Raw genomic sequence first — 14,355 nt, forward strand, 5'->3', positions numbered from 1 at the left:
ACAAGTTTAGGAAAGAGAAAAATGATTCAATGTCCTTGCGGTTCAGAAACGCATTATCTGGCTTGCTGCGGCAGATATATAGAAAATCAGGAAACACCCAATACCCCAGAAAGCTTAATGCGCTCACGCTATACGGCCTATTCTCAAGCTAACATCGGCTACATCAAAAAAACCATGAGTGGTAAATCGTTAGAAGGGTTTGATGCAGCTGAGGCCGAGCGCTGGGCAAAACAGGCTACTTGGATTGGATTACGAATTATAAAAAGCTACTTGGATCCTAAACGACAGGATGTTGGCTATGTCGAATTTATTGCAAGTTATCAAATGCAAGGAGAAAATCAAACAATCCATGAACTAAGTCAATTTCAGCGGCATGAAGGCAAATGGTTCTATACGGATGGTACTCATCTTAAGACTCCTTTGCCGCCTAAAAAACCGAAAATTTCCCGTAATGCACCTTGTCCTTGTGGAAGTCAAAAGAAATACAAAAATTGTCATGGGAAAGTATAGCAAGTGGTTGGGTCATTGATCTGGGAGGGATTTTTACCTTCCAACTCAGGAAGCCCCGGTGTAAGCATAACCATAACCAGGAAATTGAAAAAGGGTACTCAGGACAATGCCTGAGGCCGGCTGCTGACTACGCATCAAAAATGCCCAAGAGCTTCTTCGTGCGCACCCAAGCCACCACACAGACACACACCTGAATGAGCGTGCTATCACGTTTTCAGTCAAGGGAATCTCAAGCTACCTTCAGGAACTGAATCATTAAAGAACAATGTCGAAAAATCCTATTGCTAATTATTTTTAAATTTGCTTTAATCCACCCGTCTTATGGATTCCGCATGGAAGATTGCAAGTAAGCTCAAATACATGGAAATGGATGATGTCTAACGATTTAGCGATTTTTTTATCGAAACAGCTGCTTTGGCACGCTTTGTTGATCCCCTCGCCCGTTATTCTGACGGCTCTCTTTTGCGGGCTAATCATTTCAATTTTACAAGCCATCACTCAAATTCAGGATTCATCCCTAAGCTTTATTCCTAAAATTCTAGCGGTTGTCTTAATGCTCATGCTCTGTGGCGAATGGATGCTGCATTCCCTTGTTGATTTCACCAAAAATCTGATCGCAAGCATTCCGGAGACAATAGGATGATCACTGTCAGCTATTCTCCATTTGCTGTTTTTGCTCTAGTCGCCATTCGCCTCGGTGTGATCTTAATTTTCACTCCTATTCAAGCAATCCGACAATTGCCTATTCATGTACGGCTATTCATTGTGTTTGCGTTGAGCATTTTTCTTGTCAGCAACTTATCCTTGTCCGTGCGACCACCGGATGAGATCGGTTTAGCTATCGACGCACTGGTAGAATTAAGTAATGGCTTAATTTTATCCATTAGCCTTTTTGCCGCTTTTGCCGTTTTCCAGATTGCCGGTCAATTAATCGATACACAAATTGGCTTGAATTCTCTTGCCATTTTGAATCCCGTTGATCATTCTTATGATCCACTAACTGGCCGTTTATTATCCCTTTTTGCGGTTTTAACCTTTTTTGCTTTGAACGGGCATCATCGATTAATACAAGGGTTAGCTTTTTCATTAACAATTATCCCTCCAGGCAAACTTATTTTTTTCAACCATCTTAGCCTTTTGCTTAATCAATTTGGTTTGGTTCTTAACCTCGCTTGGATGCTGGCTAGCCCGGTGCTCATCGCCATACTGCTCATTGAATTCTTGAGTGCCATCATCACCCGAAATATGCCGCAAATGAGTACTTATTTTTTAGCAATGCCGATTAAAATTTTGCTTGGCTTTTTTCTTCTTATTTTTATATTTAATTATGTTACTCCGCTGGCGGATCACCTTTTCAACCTCTGTTTTCAAACGTGGCATGAGGTGATGGTATGAGCGATAAAACAGAGAAAGCAACGCCTTATAAACTGCAAAAGGCGAAAGAAAAGGGCTACGTCAATAAAAGCATTGAGTTGAATTCCACATTAATTTTAATCGGTTTGCTCATTGTAACTAGCGCTCTATGGCCTTCAGTGCTACAGCACATTAAGGCGTTAATGATGCATCTATTCTTTTTTGCGACACATCTACCCATGAGCATTGATAACCTGGATAAATTACAGCAATTTTTCTTATCCACCTTAATTCGCTTATGGTTACCTTTTGCCCTAACAAGCATACTTTTACTTGTTCTATCAACGATTGCTCAAACTGGTTTTGTTTGGTCCACAAGTGCGCTTACACCTAATTTTAATCGGTTAAATTTAGCTCAAGAGCTGAAACGATTATTTTCATTTAACTCTTTATTTTTGGGAATAAAGTCAAGTCTCAAATTACTCTTAATTTTCATATTAATCCTTTTAAATCTTCCTCGTGAAATTAATACCTTATTACAACTACACGCTCTCAACCCTAGCGCCCATCCTCATTTAATAATGCAGCTAATTTTAAAATTGGGTTTGCAACTTTTATTATTGTTATTTGCACTAGCCATATTAGATAAGCTCTATATGAGCTGGAAATATAAAAAAGACAATCGCATGAGTAAACAGGAAGTTAAAGACGAGTATCGCCAACGTGAAGGCGATCCTAAAATTAAATCTAAAATCAAACAATTGCAGCAACAAATAAGGCAAAAAACAGCAGCATTAGAACAAGTAAAAACAGCCGATGTAATGATTACTAATCCCACCCACTTAGCAATTGCCCTGAAATACGAACGCAGCATCATGCCTGCACCGAAAGTGGTGTTTAAAGCGCGTGGAGAATTTGCCCATCACGCAAGGGTACTGGCCGAGCGCCATGCTATTCCGATTATCCAAAATAAATCATTTGCGCAATCATTGTTTGCCACTGTGGAGTTAAATCAATGGATTCACACCGAACATTTCCCAGTTGCTGCCCTAATTTTTCGTGAGATTTATCGCAACCAAGGTATCTCATGATGGAAAACAATAGAAATAAATATCAGGGTAACAGTGAATTGATCATGATAAGTTTTGCAATCAGCATATTACTTATCTTATTTATTCCCATTCCAGCTGGATTACTCGATTTTTTACTCATCATCAACTTTAGTTGGGCTTTAATTATACTTCTCCTAACGTTTTATACTGATAAGCCTTTGAGTTTTTCTACTTTCCCAGCGCTATTACTGCTTTCAACCCTTTTTCGCTTATCGCTTAATATTTCTGCTACTCGCCTTATTTTGACCAACGGCAATGCCGGAAATGTCATTCAAGCAATAGGGCAGTATGTCATCCGCGGCAATTACATAATGGGATTAGTGGTTTTTTTAATTCTAATTCTCATTCAGTATCTCGTGATCACCAATGGTGCCCAACGAGTGGCCGAAGTAGCCGCTAGGTTTACCTTAGACAGCATGCCGGGTAAGCAAATGAGTATTGACGCCGATCTCAATATGGGCATTATCTCCCAAGCGGAAGCAAAATTTAGGCGCGCCCAAATTGAAAAGGAAGCCAATTTCTATGGCTCCATGGATGGTGCATCTAAATTTGTTAAGGGAGATGCGATTGCCGGTATTTTAATTATTTTAGTCGATATTCTTGGTGGGTTTGCCATCGGCATGGCACAAAAAGGATTAAGTCTTACTGAATCGATTCAGCGATATACGTTGCTTACCGTAGGCGATGGTTTAGTAACTCAAGTTCCTGCACTCATCATTTCAACAGCGACCGGAATTATTGTAACGAGAGCAGCCACTGACACCCAGCTTGGTGGTGAAATTTCTAAACAAATTGCAGCTTATCCTAAAAGTTTAATTATGGTTTGTTTTGGCCTCTTAAGCTTGCTACTGCTAAAAGGCATTCCTGCCATGCCTGTAATCACTATTTCAGGCTTAGTTGCCATTGCCGCCTGGTTTGCACTTCGATCAAAGGCGGAAGAAACCATTGAAGAAATTGAAGAATCCCTTTACGAAAAAATTAAAATTTATCCGATAGAAATCCAGTTGCATCAGGAGTTATATGCTTGCCTAGCCCAACAAGAGCAAACCTTTCTTCAGTACTTGCAACAAGTCAGGGAACGCTTAGCTTTTGAAATCGGTTTTGTCATGCCTGAAGTCAAATTAATAAGCGATAAAAAACTCAGTTATCCATTTTATTGCATCAGTATCCAGGGTAATAATCAAGGCTACCACCAACTGCATTTTGATAAAGTTCTCGCGATTGTTTCAAGTCGAACGCATCAAGAAACCACCATCCTGAATCAAGGTATTGAAGTACGAGATCCCAGCTATGGATTGCCTGCAGTTTGGATTGATGCAAATCAAGAAACCAAAGCGATTGAAATGGGATATACCCTCTGTGATCCCATTAATGTGCTGATCACTCACGTAAAAGAAGTTGTTTATAATCATACTGCTGATTTGCTTACCAGAACGGAAACAGGAGCTCTACTCGAGCAAGCGGATATACGTCATCTTCGCGATGAACTTATCCCTACCCTATTATCGCTTAGCCACGTCCAATGTATTCTTAAAAATTTATTACAAGAAAAAGTTTCAATCCGTAACTTATCCACTATTCTCGAAGTTTTGCTTGAACATGCAAAAAATATCACTGATCCAGGCCAACTTACTGAACTAGTCCGCATGCGTCTTGGTGCAGCGATTTGCCAAAAATTAATGATTAATCAAAAGAGTTTACAGGTACTCACACTTGCACCTGTCTTAGAGCAAAAGCTCAATCAAAATTTGGGCAAAGATTTTTGGGCATTAGAACCCAGTTTAACTGAAACCTTTATTACTTCTCTTGCCAATCAAGTTGAAAAAATGCTTGGTGAAAGAAAGAGACCGGTTTTGCTCTGTTCTTCAGCCCTGCGAAAACACATAAAACAATTAACACAGCGAGTGATTCCACATCTTACTGTACTGGCCATGAATGAAGTACCGGTCAGTATTTCAGTTGAATCATTCGCAGTTGTACAATAAGGATGAAAAGGAATGCTGATTGATGCCCTCGGAGCAGCACAAATTGCCATGTTACAAGACCAAATGCGTTTGCAGTCGATCAACCAAAACATCACTAATATGCAAACCCCGGGTTATAAACGCCAGCTCCTTGAAAGCACCGAATTCGCTAGTCTACTTGATGCAGAAATCGCGTCAGCTAACCAACAAATGGAAAGAGCACAATTCTTTACTCAAGGTACCGTGATGCAATCACAAAATGCAAAAGACATTGCAATTTCTGGCGACGGTTTTTTTGAAGTGCAAGCAGAAGAAGGTATTTTTTATACCCGTCGAGGCGATTTGCATGTCAATGAACGGGGTGAATTGTCTCTGGCGACCGGTGCTTTACTTTTAGGAAAATCAGGCCCCATAAGGGTGGATGATAATATTTTCACCATTGACACCCAAGGTATGGTGTATATCGATAATCGCAAGGTTGATCAAATAAACCTTGTCGAGTTTGCAGAAATACAAAAATTGAACTACCGAGGTAATGGACTCTATGAAGCCATTGAGTTACCTAAGCCCGCTAATAGCACAACCAGTGTACTGCAAGGTTTTATTGAGCAATCCAATGTGAAGTCTGTTGATGAAATGCTAGAAATGCTCAAAACTTCGCGCCATTTTGAAGCATCACAAAAAGTTATGCACACCGCTGATAATCTATTGTCTGCAGCAATCAATCAATTAGGAGAAGGAAATGTCTGACGCATTTGCAATTGCCGCAAGCGGCTTAAAATCTGAGGAATATTATATCGATAAGATTGCTAATGATCTTGCGAATTTGAACACACCAAATTACAAGGCCTCAAAAATTATTTTTACCGATATACTGTACCAAAATATTACCGGTAGTTCTCCAAACTATCAAACTCAAGCGCAGTCGAAATTAGGCTTAGGCACTGCAATTTATAAAATAACAAAAGATTTTAGCACGGGATCGCTAAAACCAAGCGATGATTGGCATAACATTGCCATCGATGGTAATGGTTTCCTGCAAGTTATAAACAGTGAAGGCAATATTTCCTATACACGCAATTCTACATTGATTACTGATGAAGATCGTTACCTTGCTACTCAAGATGGCCTAAGGTTAGTGGACAACATTCAAATCCCGGAAGATTACATTGAGGTTAGGATTCAAAAAAATGGCGATGTTGAAGCCATTTTGCCCGATGAGCCTGAACCTCAATTATTAGGTACGATTAAACTCGCTAAATTCATAAATCCTGAAGCCTTAGATCCTATCGGCACTGGCCTATACAACACAACGGATCAGGCTGGTGAACCGATCATAGATATCCCGGGCAACAGTGGCATGGGATCTTTGCTACAAAAGCAAATTGAGCAATCAAACGTTGATATGGTAAGTGCACTAATGCAGTTAACGCTCGCCCAGCGAGTCTATCAGTTAAATGCCAAAGCCGTGCAAATCACTGACGAATTGGAAAGAATAACCAATGAAATTCGGAGTTAAGGCAAGTTTAATATTTTGGCGATCAGTGATGCAACAAGCCTGGATTAAATTATGAAATTAATCATTAGCTTCTTTATTCTTCTGTTAGTCCTTCCTTTAGCAAGGGCGGTGAGTTTATTTGACGAAAACAATTATCGCTCGCTTATTGCCGATAGAAAAGCTTATTTGCCTGGCGATCTTTTGACCGTCATCGTTATGGAAACATCAGATGCCCACAGTAGTGCCGATCTTGCTTCGGGCAAGGAAATCAAGGCTGCATTAGAAGCAAATTATAACAAAGAACACCACAAGGTCGGTTTTGGTTTAAGTGGTAAAGGTCGCTCTGCCGCTAAAACTGGCCGTAATGGCAAAATTAAAGCTGCTCTAACTGTGCGCATTAAGAATGTTCAATCTGGCGGTTATCTCGTAGAAGGGCATCAGCTTATCCGCATCAATGGCGAACAACAAACAATTTTACTCAGAGGCATTGTCAGATCCGAAGATATCAGTTCGCAAAATACCGTGCTTTCCACTCGCCTTGCTAACGCACAAATTACTTATACCGGGGATGGCTCTGTGGCAGATTCACAGCGACGTAATTACGTGTATAAAATGTTGTCATTGGTGGGGTTAGTGTGATGGAGAAATTGAGGCTACGACCATTTAGGCATTCACTTAATTGGTTATTGATTAGCTTAATTCTGGCTTTGAGCTTCATTTCAAGCCATGCAACGGTACGCCTTAAATCCATCGCCCATGTCTCAGGTTTACAAGAAAACCCCATCACGGGTTATGGTTTAGTTATTGGCCTTGCTGGTTCGGGCGACTCTCGCCGAAACAAAGACACAACCCAAGCTATTGCTAATCTATTACAAACTTTTGGTGTCAATATCAATCCTAATGAAGTGAACAGCCGAAACTCAGCAACTGTCATTGTGACAGCTAGTATCCCATCTCATGCGCATCAGGGGGATAAACTTGATGTCAATGTCGCCTCCTTAGGCGATGCTAAAAGCCTCCTCGGAGGAACACTTCTGGTCACCCCGCTCAAAGGCCCTGACAATCAAGTGTATGCTCTGGCACAAGGCCCTATTTCGATTGGCGGCTTTAAATACGATTTCTACGGTAATGTAATTCAAAAAAATCATCCCACAACAGGACTTATACCCAGTGGCGCAGTGGTTGAAAAAACGATTCACAATGAATTGATCAATAAGGAAGGTGAATTACACATTATTTTAAATCGCCCAGACTTTACTACCGCCGACCATGTGGAGAGTACGTTAAATCAACAATTCGGTGCCAATATAGCCTTTGCTAGAACAGCTCAAGATATCGAAATTCACCCCCCAGCGGCAGCAAAGAAGCATTTTATTCGTTTTATCAGCCAATTAGAGAACATCGTCATTGAACCTGACAATTTGCCTACAGTTGTAGTTAACGAGCGCACAGGGGTGGTGATTGCCGGTGCTGATGTGAAAATTGATCCTGTTACTATTTCTCATGGAAATTTACAAATTGCTATTGCCACTGCTTATAACATCTCCCAACCCACACTACTCAGTGATGTCAGTAGAGAAGTTCATACCGCGATTACCCCGTCCTCGAATATTAACGTGAAAGAAACGACGGCTAATTCGGTGACACTTAGCAATGGCGCAACCATTGCGGATTTAATTGCTTCTTTAACCAAAGCACAAACATCTACGCGGGATATTATTGCAATTTTGCAAAGCTTGCAGCGTGCAAGAGCCCTACACGCCGAACTGGTGATTCAATAACAAGGAGGAAATATGAGCAATGATCCGACTATCGAATTAATTCGCTTGGCATTAGACGCAAGTTTAATGCGACAAACAGCGATTGCCAATAACATTGCCAATGCGAATACTCGTCATTACCAAACCATGGAGGTCAATTTTGAAGAGCAATTAGCCCAAACAAACGATATCAGTACGGATCTCTTGCACAATGTAAGCCCCTTCTATAAAACCAGCAATACCTATTCGCCAATCGATGAGCAGATTGCTTTAAGTGTAAAAAATACGACTCATTATCGCGCACTCATTAAAGGATTAAATCAAAAGTTGGCCATCATGAAATTGGCTTTACACGGGAACAATTAACCATGAACTATGATCAAATTTATGCAATTGCAGGGCAAGGTATGCGCTTAGAGAAATTACGTGTTGACGTAGTTGCTAACAACATTGCCAATCAGCATAGCTTGCAAAATGCAGATGGGACCCTGTTTCAACCCATGCAAGTTCTAGCAACAGCAATACCTTTTTCAGATTATCTTGGCAACTCAGAAGAAATTGACATTGCCACAATTGAGTTGGTTCCTCAGACTACTTCACCTAATAAAGTTTATCAACCGGGGCACCCTGCAGCCGATAAACAAGGTTATGTCAGCTATCCAGGGATTAGCATGGTGGATGAAATGACCACCCTGTTGCGTGCTTCGCGAAGTTATGAAGCCAACATCAAAATCATCAATGCAGCTCATAGCCTCTATCTTCAGGCCTTAAGTATTGGAGAAGAGCGATGAAACTTCATGCGCCAAATGCAATTGGCTTTAACTCGGAAATAAAGACTATAGAACAAGTCAATCAATCCACTCCTTCTTTTGCCGGCTGGCTAACTGAAAAGCTAGGAGAGACGAATAACCAATTACAAGCATCAGACTATGCGCTCCAACAATTAGCGAGTGGTCAAACAATAAACCTGCATCAGGCCATGTTAACCCTAGAGCAAGCAAAATTATCTTTGCAATTTTTGGAGCAAGTGCGCAATCGCTTGATGAGTGCTTATCAGGAAATAATGAGAGAGCAGATTTAACGTGAAGTATTTAGAAACTTGCCTGCATTGGTTGAAAGCACAAAGTAAGCAACGCCAATTAAGTATTTTCATTGGCTTAATATTAATTGCTGGCGTTGGCATTTTACTTACATATTGGACTATTACCCCCCCTTATGGTGTTTTATTTAATCACCTAGACAGTCGTGATGCCAATCAAATTCTTAACCATTTAGAACAGGCCAATATTGCCTACAAGGTACGTAATCAAGGCAGTGAAATTCTCATTGCCCAACCTTTAATCGATAAAACTCGCATTAAACTGATGAATAGCGAGATGCAATTTGCGCAACGAGTTGGTTTCGAATTGTTTGATAAAAGCGATTTTGGCATGACCGATTTCTCACAAAAAATAAATTACCAACGTGCCTTGCAAGGCGAATTAGAACGCACCATCAGTAGCCTTGACGAAGTACAACAAGCACGAGTTCATTTAAGTATTCCGGAACATCATTTATTTCAACAAGAGGAAAATCAACCGAAAGCCGCAGTCAGCTTGTACTTAAACCGGCCGCTTACTTCTCAACAAGTCGCTAGCATTCAACAATTGATTACCGCCAGCGTCGCCCACATGCAGAAAAACAATGTGATTATTGTCGATCAAAATGGCAATAGCCTTACTAATGACGAGGATAATTCTACTGTAGGACATTTTGCCATCAAGAAAAACATAGAACACTACCTGAATCAAAAAGTCACACAGATGTTGAACGCTGTTTTTGCTGACGAAGAAGTGATGGTCAAAATTGATGTGACTTTAAATTATGATGAATTGCGGCGCGAACTCATTAAACCACAGCATGATGGGATAGTGACTCATGAAAAAGAAACCCAACACTCCACTTCATCAAAATCAGATAAAGCCCACACTAATCGCGATTTAACCCGGGAAAAGAGTTACCAATTTGGGAGCGAAAAGGAGCATTTTACACGGGCAAGCGGCAATATAGAGCGGCTTTCCGTATCGGTTGCAATTCCTCAATTTACTAGTCAGCAAACCATTGAACAAATCAAACGCCTGGTGAAATCAATTGTCGGTTTTGATGAAGCACGGGGTGATAAAATCAGTATTGAAGCTTTGATTACTAAACCCACTTCAATTCCATCACTCCCACTCACTTCTTCTGCGACCCAAAACAATGCACCCTTGAATTTAATTTTTAGCGCAATCTTTGGTTGCTTAGTTCTAGCAGTTTTTTTCTATTCTTTGACCGTTAAATCACGCCGTCGCCAAAGACAATTCTTGTTGACCGAATTAACTCAATGGTTAAATAAATATGAGTAATCAATTGAAATCCATTTTACTTAAAATAGCGCGGTTACCCAAAACGGATCAGCGTTGGATAATCGACCAATTATCAAAAGAGAAGAAAACACTTTTTAAGCAGATAAATGGTGTTCAACTTCTTCATCAAGCACAGCATTTTCGCAAGCTAAAAGGAGATATTAGCTTGTTAATAGGTAGTGGACCTCTAAATTCTGATCTATACAAACGCTTAGCCAACCATTCTCCTCTTTATATCGCTATTGTACTCGAACAAGGTCAATATGACTGGCAAAACGACTTTATACGGGCTTTTGATCAAGACGGAAAGATTAAAACCTTGCTAAAAACACAAGTAAAACAATTAAAATTATCACCTAAACAAGCCCTTTTCAAGCAATGGGAAAACACCCAATCCCTTTCTTTTGATAACTACATGGAGAGTATGAATGGCTGAAGTTCTCAAACAAGTCACCTTAAGCGACGATTTTTATCTTTTTCGGAAACCAAAATTAGCTCAAGAAAATGACTTAATTGCTCCCCATCAATCCTACCCATCTCACACAGAAGATTATGACTTAGTCAAAGAGCAAGCACGTGAAGAGGGATATAAAATTGGTTTTGAAAAAGGCATCGCTGACGGTCTTGATCAAGGCAAAATGTTAGCCATAAGCAAGACAAATGAAATTGTGCAACAGCTGAAAAATGTATTGCAAACTATCCCTGATGCACTAAATGAAAGTCGACTGGCGTTAAAAACCGACATTGCGGACATTGTCTTAGTTATTTTGCAGCAATTTTTTATCCATCAACAATCTTCCAAAGAAGCAATCGCTCAACAAATTACTGGAGTTCTCGCCCATCTCAACGATAAGCAAAAAATCATCCTGGCATTAAATCCTCAAGATTTAATTTTACTGCGGCAGGGGACACTAAACATAGATTTTAGCCAGTACAAAGACCTGAATGTTATTGCTGATGAGACCCTTACCTTGGGTGGATGTCGCATCAAAACCGAACACGGCCTATTTGATGCTGGTCTTGAGCGACAAATTGATTGCTTAAAGCATGCGCTTTTACAAATTAAAAAGAGGCAGGCTCATGAATAACTGGCTAAATTGCCTACAACCCATAGAACGTCTAGGCGAAATTGAGCAATGCCTTGGCTTAAAATTAGTTGCCAATGGACCTCCTCAAGCTTTCCTTGGCGAGTTATGTGAAATTATGGATTCACGCTATCAGGCAATCATGCACGCCGAAGTGATTGGATTTGAGCAAGGCAAAGTTTTTTTAATGCCTTTTACCACGACTAAAATCCAGATGGGCCTCAAAGTGCGTGCCACAGGTCATTCCATAACAGTGCCTGCAGGAGAGGCACTGCTTGGGCGAATTGTCGATGCCTTTGCCCAACCCCTGGATGGACAAGGGGATATTTTTTGCTCTGAACAAGCACCCTTACAGAGAAGCAAAATAAATCCCCTCCACCGTCAACCGATCAAAGAGCGCCTGCTCACAGGTATTCATGCCATCGATAGTTTATTACCCCTGGGTGAGGGACAGCGTGTTGGGCTTTTTGCCGGCAGTGGTGTAGGTAAATCCGTCTTGCTTGGGATGATAGTCAAGCAGATCGCAAGCGATATCAATGTAATTGCACTCATCGGCGAACGCGGGCGAGAAGTCAATGATTTTATTCAGCAACACCTAGATAGTGAAGTTTTTAAAAAATCAGTTGTGGTTGTCTCGTGTAGCGATGAACCTGCTTTAATGCGTAAACAAGCAGTATTTACAGCAACCACAATTGCCGAATATTTTTGCAGTAAAGGCAAAAAAGTGGCACTGTTTATGGATTCAATAACCCGTCTTGCGATGGCACAGCGAGAGATTAGCCTAAGTTTGGGCGAACCGCCCACAACCCGAGGTTACACCCCCACGGTTTTCTCACTTTTGCCCAAAATTGTGGAGCGGGCTGGTAATTTTGTTGGCCAAGGGAGTATTACCGCACTTTACACTGTATTGGTTGAGGGAGATGATTTTAATGAGCCCATTGCTGATCATATGCGTGCGCTTTTAGATGGCCATATCATCCTAACCCGGGCATTAGCTCAACAAGGACACTATCCTGCTATTGATATTTTGCAAAGTACCTCACGTCTTGCTGCTCAGTTATTAACCCCAGAGGAACAATTGCTCGTTGATAAGATTATTTCTCTATTCAGCCTATATCAGCAAAACAAAGACATGATTGATGTCGGCGCTTATAAACCGGGCAATAATCCGAAGCTCGATTACGCCATTACCCGGATTGATACGATCAATCAACTGTTGGTGCAAAAACAAGAAACTTTAACCCTCAAAACTTTGTTACAACGTTTTTCTGAGATTTTACAATGAATAAAACATTACTCGCATTAATGAACAAACTTTCCTGGCAATTGAATGAAGTCAAACAATTGTCGCAGGCCGTTGATGAAGAGCAAAGAACCATAGAAAAAACTCTAGATGATTTACATCAACAAATTCATAAAGCCTATGCAACCCCAGCGATCATTAATCCAGAACAAGAAATTGCCCGTCTCAATTTCATCATTCAGCAACAACAAAAATACGACAATTTAAGCATTAAAAACAAAGAACTCAACACAAAACTTTCACAGTTATATGATCGCAAAGTTCGCCTACAGATTGAACTAAAAATGCTAGAAAAATATCAAGAAAAACAAAGGGTTATATCAATAAAAAACGATATTTCCTTGCAACAAAATGCGAACGACGAATGGATTTTACAAAGAAAGGAAACATCATGAAAATTCAAGAGAAACAATTCGGCGATTTACATAGTAGAATTTTGTCTAATATTCAAAAAACAGACGATGAATACTATTGGCAGCACCAAAAGGATTTGGAAAATTCTGCCTTGAATTTCCAATCTTTAATTAATGGTGATACCCGTCACTATTCCAGCCCGGTCGCTGAGAATGAGAGCACCCGCATAACAGATTCCGAAAGTAGCCCCCTAGTAAAACCAAATGCGAAAACTAATACAAAAATGGCAAACCCTAACTTCGTTTTTTCTGAAAAAAATTCGTTGTTAGGACCGGAATCAAACTCGTATTTACCTCAAGGCCAATCAGAAAATTATGCATTCAATATTCAAACCAATAGCTCCCCATTGCAGAATAACTCTACTCTGGATAAATTAAGCCCCAAAGTCAGTCCAAACAAACCAACCTTAATTAATTTAAAAAATCATCAACTTTTCATCCTCAATAATGAAGCTGAATTCAGTCTCAATACAATTGACTTAGATTATCAACAAATAAAAAATCTGGTACAGCTACTACAAAAATGGCTGACAAATAAGGGAATCCGCTTGCAGCAACTTATAATTAATGGAGTAAAACAATGACCAATGCGATCAGTCCAACTCAAGAAATGAGCATTGATCAAGCCGATTACTTAAAACTATTCATGCAAGAACTAACTTATCAAGATCCGTTAAAACCAATTGATAATAAAGAGTTCATGGCACAGATGGCTCAATTTTCAGCACTCCAAGAAGCACAGACTACTAATCAACTATTAGAATCTTTAGCCGAGAGTAATAAAAGTCTAATGCTTCTCGGTAAAAATGTAACCCTTAGGAATAGCGATCTCGATGGAGTGGTCAACAAAATTGAATTTTCACCCAATTCTCCTCCATGGGTTCATGTACTACTCACCAACGGTGATAATCCACGTGTGCAATTAACGGATATCACCATTGTCCGAAATTCGGCTAACCAATAAGGAAATTGA

General features: G+C 40.2%; 19 protein-coding genes. All 19 read left to right on the plus strand.

Going from position 1 to position 14,355, the window contains the following annotated elements; genetic code table 11:
• The first annotated feature begins 21 nt into the window (after positions 1–21).
• The 19 genes from LMI_RS10920 to LMI_RS11010 all read left to right on the plus strand — a co-directional run bounded on the left by LMI_RS10920 (position 22) and on the right by LMI_RS11010 (position 14,346).
• A complete protein-coding gene (locus tag LMI_RS10920; protein ID WP_045099827.1) occupies positions 22–510 on the plus strand; it encodes a YchJ family protein in 489 nt (162 codons plus the stop codon).
• Positions 511–880: 370 nt separating this feature from the next.
• Positions 881–1,153: a flagellar biosynthesis protein FliQ gene (gene fliQ, locus LMI_RS10925; protein ID WP_231852149.1), complete on the plus strand. Its 273-nt coding sequence runs from the start codon at positions 881–883 to the stop codon at positions 1,151–1,153.
• On the plus strand, positions 1,150–1,905 hold the full coding sequence (locus LMI_RS10930; RefSeq protein ID WP_045099829.1) for a flagellar biosynthetic protein FliR: 756 nt from the start codon (positions 1,150–1,152) through the stop codon (positions 1,903–1,905). The genes fliQ and LMI_RS10930 overlap by 4 nt, the downstream gene beginning before the upstream one ends.
• Positions 1,902–2,954 (plus strand): EscU/YscU/HrcU family type III secretion system export apparatus switch protein, encoded by a 1,053-nt coding sequence (locus LMI_RS10935; protein WP_045099830.1) that lies wholly within the window; start codon positions 1,902–1,904, stop codon positions 2,952–2,954. Before LMI_RS10930 ends, LMI_RS10935 begins: the two co-directional genes overlap by 4 nt.
• A complete protein-coding gene (locus tag LMI_RS10940) occupies positions 2,951–4,960 on the plus strand; it encodes a flagellar biosynthesis protein FlhA (RefSeq protein ID WP_052679546.1) in 2,010 nt (669 codons plus the stop codon). Before LMI_RS10935 ends, LMI_RS10940 begins: the two co-directional genes overlap by 4 nt.
• Before the next feature lie 12 nt (positions 4,961–4,972).
• Positions 4,973–5,689, plus strand: coding sequence for a flagellar hook-basal body protein (locus LMI_RS10945; RefSeq protein WP_045099832.1), 717 nt, complete (start codon positions 4,973–4,975; stop codon positions 5,687–5,689).
• Entirely contained in the window at positions 5,682–6,458 is a 777-nt protein-coding gene (locus LMI_RS10950) for a flagellar hook-basal body protein (protein WP_045099833.1), read from the plus strand. The genes LMI_RS10945 and LMI_RS10950 overlap by 8 nt, the downstream gene beginning before the upstream one ends.
• 51 nt (positions 6,459–6,509) lie before the next feature.
• On the plus strand, positions 6,510–7,076 hold the full coding sequence (locus LMI_RS10955) for a flagellar basal body L-ring protein FlgH (RefSeq protein WP_045099834.1): 567 nt from the start codon (positions 6,510–6,512) through the stop codon (positions 7,074–7,076).
• The gene (locus LMI_RS10960) at positions 7,076–8,218 is read left to right on the plus strand and encodes a flagellar basal body P-ring protein FlgI (RefSeq protein ID WP_045099835.1); all 1,143 of its coding nucleotides are present in this window, start codon (positions 7,076–7,078) and stop codon (positions 8,216–8,218) included. The genes LMI_RS10955 and LMI_RS10960 overlap by 1 nt, the downstream gene beginning before the upstream one ends.
• A 12-nt stretch (positions 8,219–8,230) precedes the next feature.
• A complete protein-coding gene (locus LMI_RS10965; RefSeq protein ID WP_045099836.1) occupies positions 8,231–8,563 on the plus strand; it encodes a flagellar basal body protein in 333 nt (110 codons plus the stop codon).
• Between the two features lie 2 nt (positions 8,564–8,565).
• A complete protein-coding gene (flgC, locus tag LMI_RS10970; RefSeq protein WP_045099837.1) occupies positions 8,566–8,988 on the plus strand; it encodes a flagellar basal body rod protein FlgC in 423 nt (140 codons plus the stop codon).
• Positions 8,985–9,278: a flagellar hook-basal body complex protein FliE gene (gene fliE, locus LMI_RS10975; RefSeq protein ID WP_052679547.1), complete on the plus strand. Its 294-nt coding sequence runs from the start codon at positions 8,985–8,987 to the stop codon at positions 9,276–9,278. The genes flgC and fliE overlap by 4 nt, the downstream gene beginning before the upstream one ends.
• 1 nt (position 9,279) lies before the next feature.
• On the plus strand, positions 9,280–10,581 hold the full coding sequence (gene fliF, locus LMI_RS14940; protein ID WP_052679548.1) for a flagellar basal-body MS-ring/collar protein FliF: 1,302 nt from the start codon (positions 9,280–9,282) through the stop codon (positions 10,579–10,581).
• Complete coding sequence (locus LMI_RS10985; RefSeq protein WP_045099838.1) at positions 10,574–11,017, plus strand: hypothetical protein; 444 nt, start codon at positions 10,574–10,576, stop codon at positions 11,015–11,017. Before fliF ends, LMI_RS10985 begins: the two co-directional genes overlap by 8 nt.
• Positions 11,010–11,669, plus strand: coding sequence for a FliH/SctL family protein (locus LMI_RS10990; protein ID WP_045099839.1), 660 nt, complete (start codon positions 11,010–11,012; stop codon positions 11,667–11,669). The genes LMI_RS10985 and LMI_RS10990 overlap by 8 nt, the downstream gene beginning before the upstream one ends.
• Positions 11,662–12,951 carry a FliI/YscN family ATPase gene (locus LMI_RS10995; protein ID WP_045099840.1) on the plus strand — a complete coding sequence of 430 codons (1,290 nt, stop codon included), beginning with the start codon at positions 11,662–11,664 and terminating at the stop codon, positions 12,949–12,951. Before LMI_RS10990 ends, LMI_RS10995 begins: the two co-directional genes overlap by 8 nt.
• Positions 12,948–13,364 carry a hypothetical protein gene (locus tag LMI_RS11000; protein ID WP_045099841.1) on the plus strand — a complete coding sequence of 139 codons (417 nt, stop codon included), beginning with the start codon at positions 12,948–12,950 and terminating at the stop codon, positions 13,362–13,364. The genes LMI_RS10995 and LMI_RS11000 overlap by 4 nt, the downstream gene beginning before the upstream one ends.
• Positions 13,361–13,966: a hypothetical protein gene (locus LMI_RS11005; protein WP_045099842.1), complete on the plus strand. Its 606-nt coding sequence runs from the start codon at positions 13,361–13,363 to the stop codon at positions 13,964–13,966. The genes LMI_RS11000 and LMI_RS11005 overlap by 4 nt, the downstream gene beginning before the upstream one ends.
• Entirely contained in the window at positions 13,963–14,346 is a 384-nt protein-coding gene (locus tag LMI_RS11010; protein WP_045099843.1) for a flagellar hook assembly protein FlgD, read from the plus strand. Before LMI_RS11005 ends, LMI_RS11010 begins: the two co-directional genes overlap by 4 nt.
• Positions 14,347–14,355 lie beyond the last annotated feature (9 nt).

It is taken from the genome of Legionella micdadei (genome assembly GCF_000953635.1).
GTDB lineage: Bacteria > Pseudomonadota > Gammaproteobacteria > Legionellales > Legionellaceae > Tatlockia > Tatlockia micdadei.

Excerpts from the sequence above, each read along its gene's own strand:
- LMI_RS10955 (WP_045099834.1), top strand. The coding sequence starts at position 6,510 with ATGAAATTAATCATTAGCTTCTTTATTCTTCTGTTAGTCCTTCCTTTA.
- LMI_RS11010 (WP_045099843.1), top strand. The coding sequence starts at position 13,963 with ATGACCAATGCGATCAGTCCAACTCAAGAAATGAGCATTGATCAAGCC.
- LMI_RS10965 (WP_045099836.1), top strand. The coding sequence starts at position 8,231 with ATGAGCAATGATCCGACTATCGAATTAATTCGCTTGGCATTAGACGCA.
- LMI_RS10920 (WP_045099827.1), top strand. The coding sequence starts at position 22 with ATGATTCAATGTCCTTGCGGTTCAGAAACGCATTATCTGGCTTGCTGC.
- LMI_RS10945 (WP_045099832.1), top strand. The coding sequence starts at position 4,973 with ATGCTGATTGATGCCCTCGGAGCAGCACAAATTGCCATGTTACAAGAC.
- fliQ (WP_231852149.1), top strand. The coding sequence starts at position 881 with ATGATGTCTAACGATTTAGCGATTTTTTTATCGAAACAGCTGCTTTGG.
- LMI_RS10960 (WP_045099835.1), top strand. The coding sequence starts at position 7,076 with ATGGAGAAATTGAGGCTACGACCATTTAGGCATTCACTTAATTGGTTA.
- LMI_RS10950 (WP_045099833.1), top strand. The coding sequence starts at position 5,682 with ATGTCTGACGCATTTGCAATTGCCGCAAGCGGCTTAAAATCTGAGGAA.
- LMI_RS10985 (WP_045099838.1), top strand. The coding sequence starts at position 10,574 with ATGAGTAATCAATTGAAATCCATTTTACTTAAAATAGCGCGGTTACCC.
- LMI_RS10990 (WP_045099839.1), top strand. The coding sequence starts at position 11,010 with ATGGCTGAAGTTCTCAAACAAGTCACCTTAAGCGACGATTTTTATCTT.
- LMI_RS10995 (WP_045099840.1), top strand. The coding sequence starts at position 11,662 with ATGAATAACTGGCTAAATTGCCTACAACCCATAGAACGTCTAGGCGAA.
- LMI_RS10940 (WP_052679546.1), top strand. The coding sequence starts at position 2,951 with ATGATGGAAAACAATAGAAATAAATATCAGGGTAACAGTGAATTGATC.
- LMI_RS11000 (WP_045099841.1), top strand. The coding sequence starts at position 12,948 with ATGAATAAAACATTACTCGCATTAATGAACAAACTTTCCTGGCAATTG.
- LMI_RS10930 (WP_045099829.1), top strand. The coding sequence starts at position 1,150 with ATGATCACTGTCAGCTATTCTCCATTTGCTGTTTTTGCTCTAGTCGCC.
- flgC (WP_045099837.1), top strand. The coding sequence starts at position 8,566 with ATGAACTATGATCAAATTTATGCAATTGCAGGGCAAGGTATGCGCTTA.
- LMI_RS10935 (WP_045099830.1), top strand. The coding sequence starts at position 1,902 with ATGAGCGATAAAACAGAGAAAGCAACGCCTTATAAACTGCAAAAGGCG.
- fliE (WP_052679547.1), top strand. The coding sequence starts at position 8,985 with ATGAAACTTCATGCGCCAAATGCAATTGGCTTTAACTCGGAAATAAAG.
- LMI_RS11005 (WP_045099842.1), top strand. The coding sequence starts at position 13,361 with ATGAAAATTCAAGAGAAACAATTCGGCGATTTACATAGTAGAATTTTG.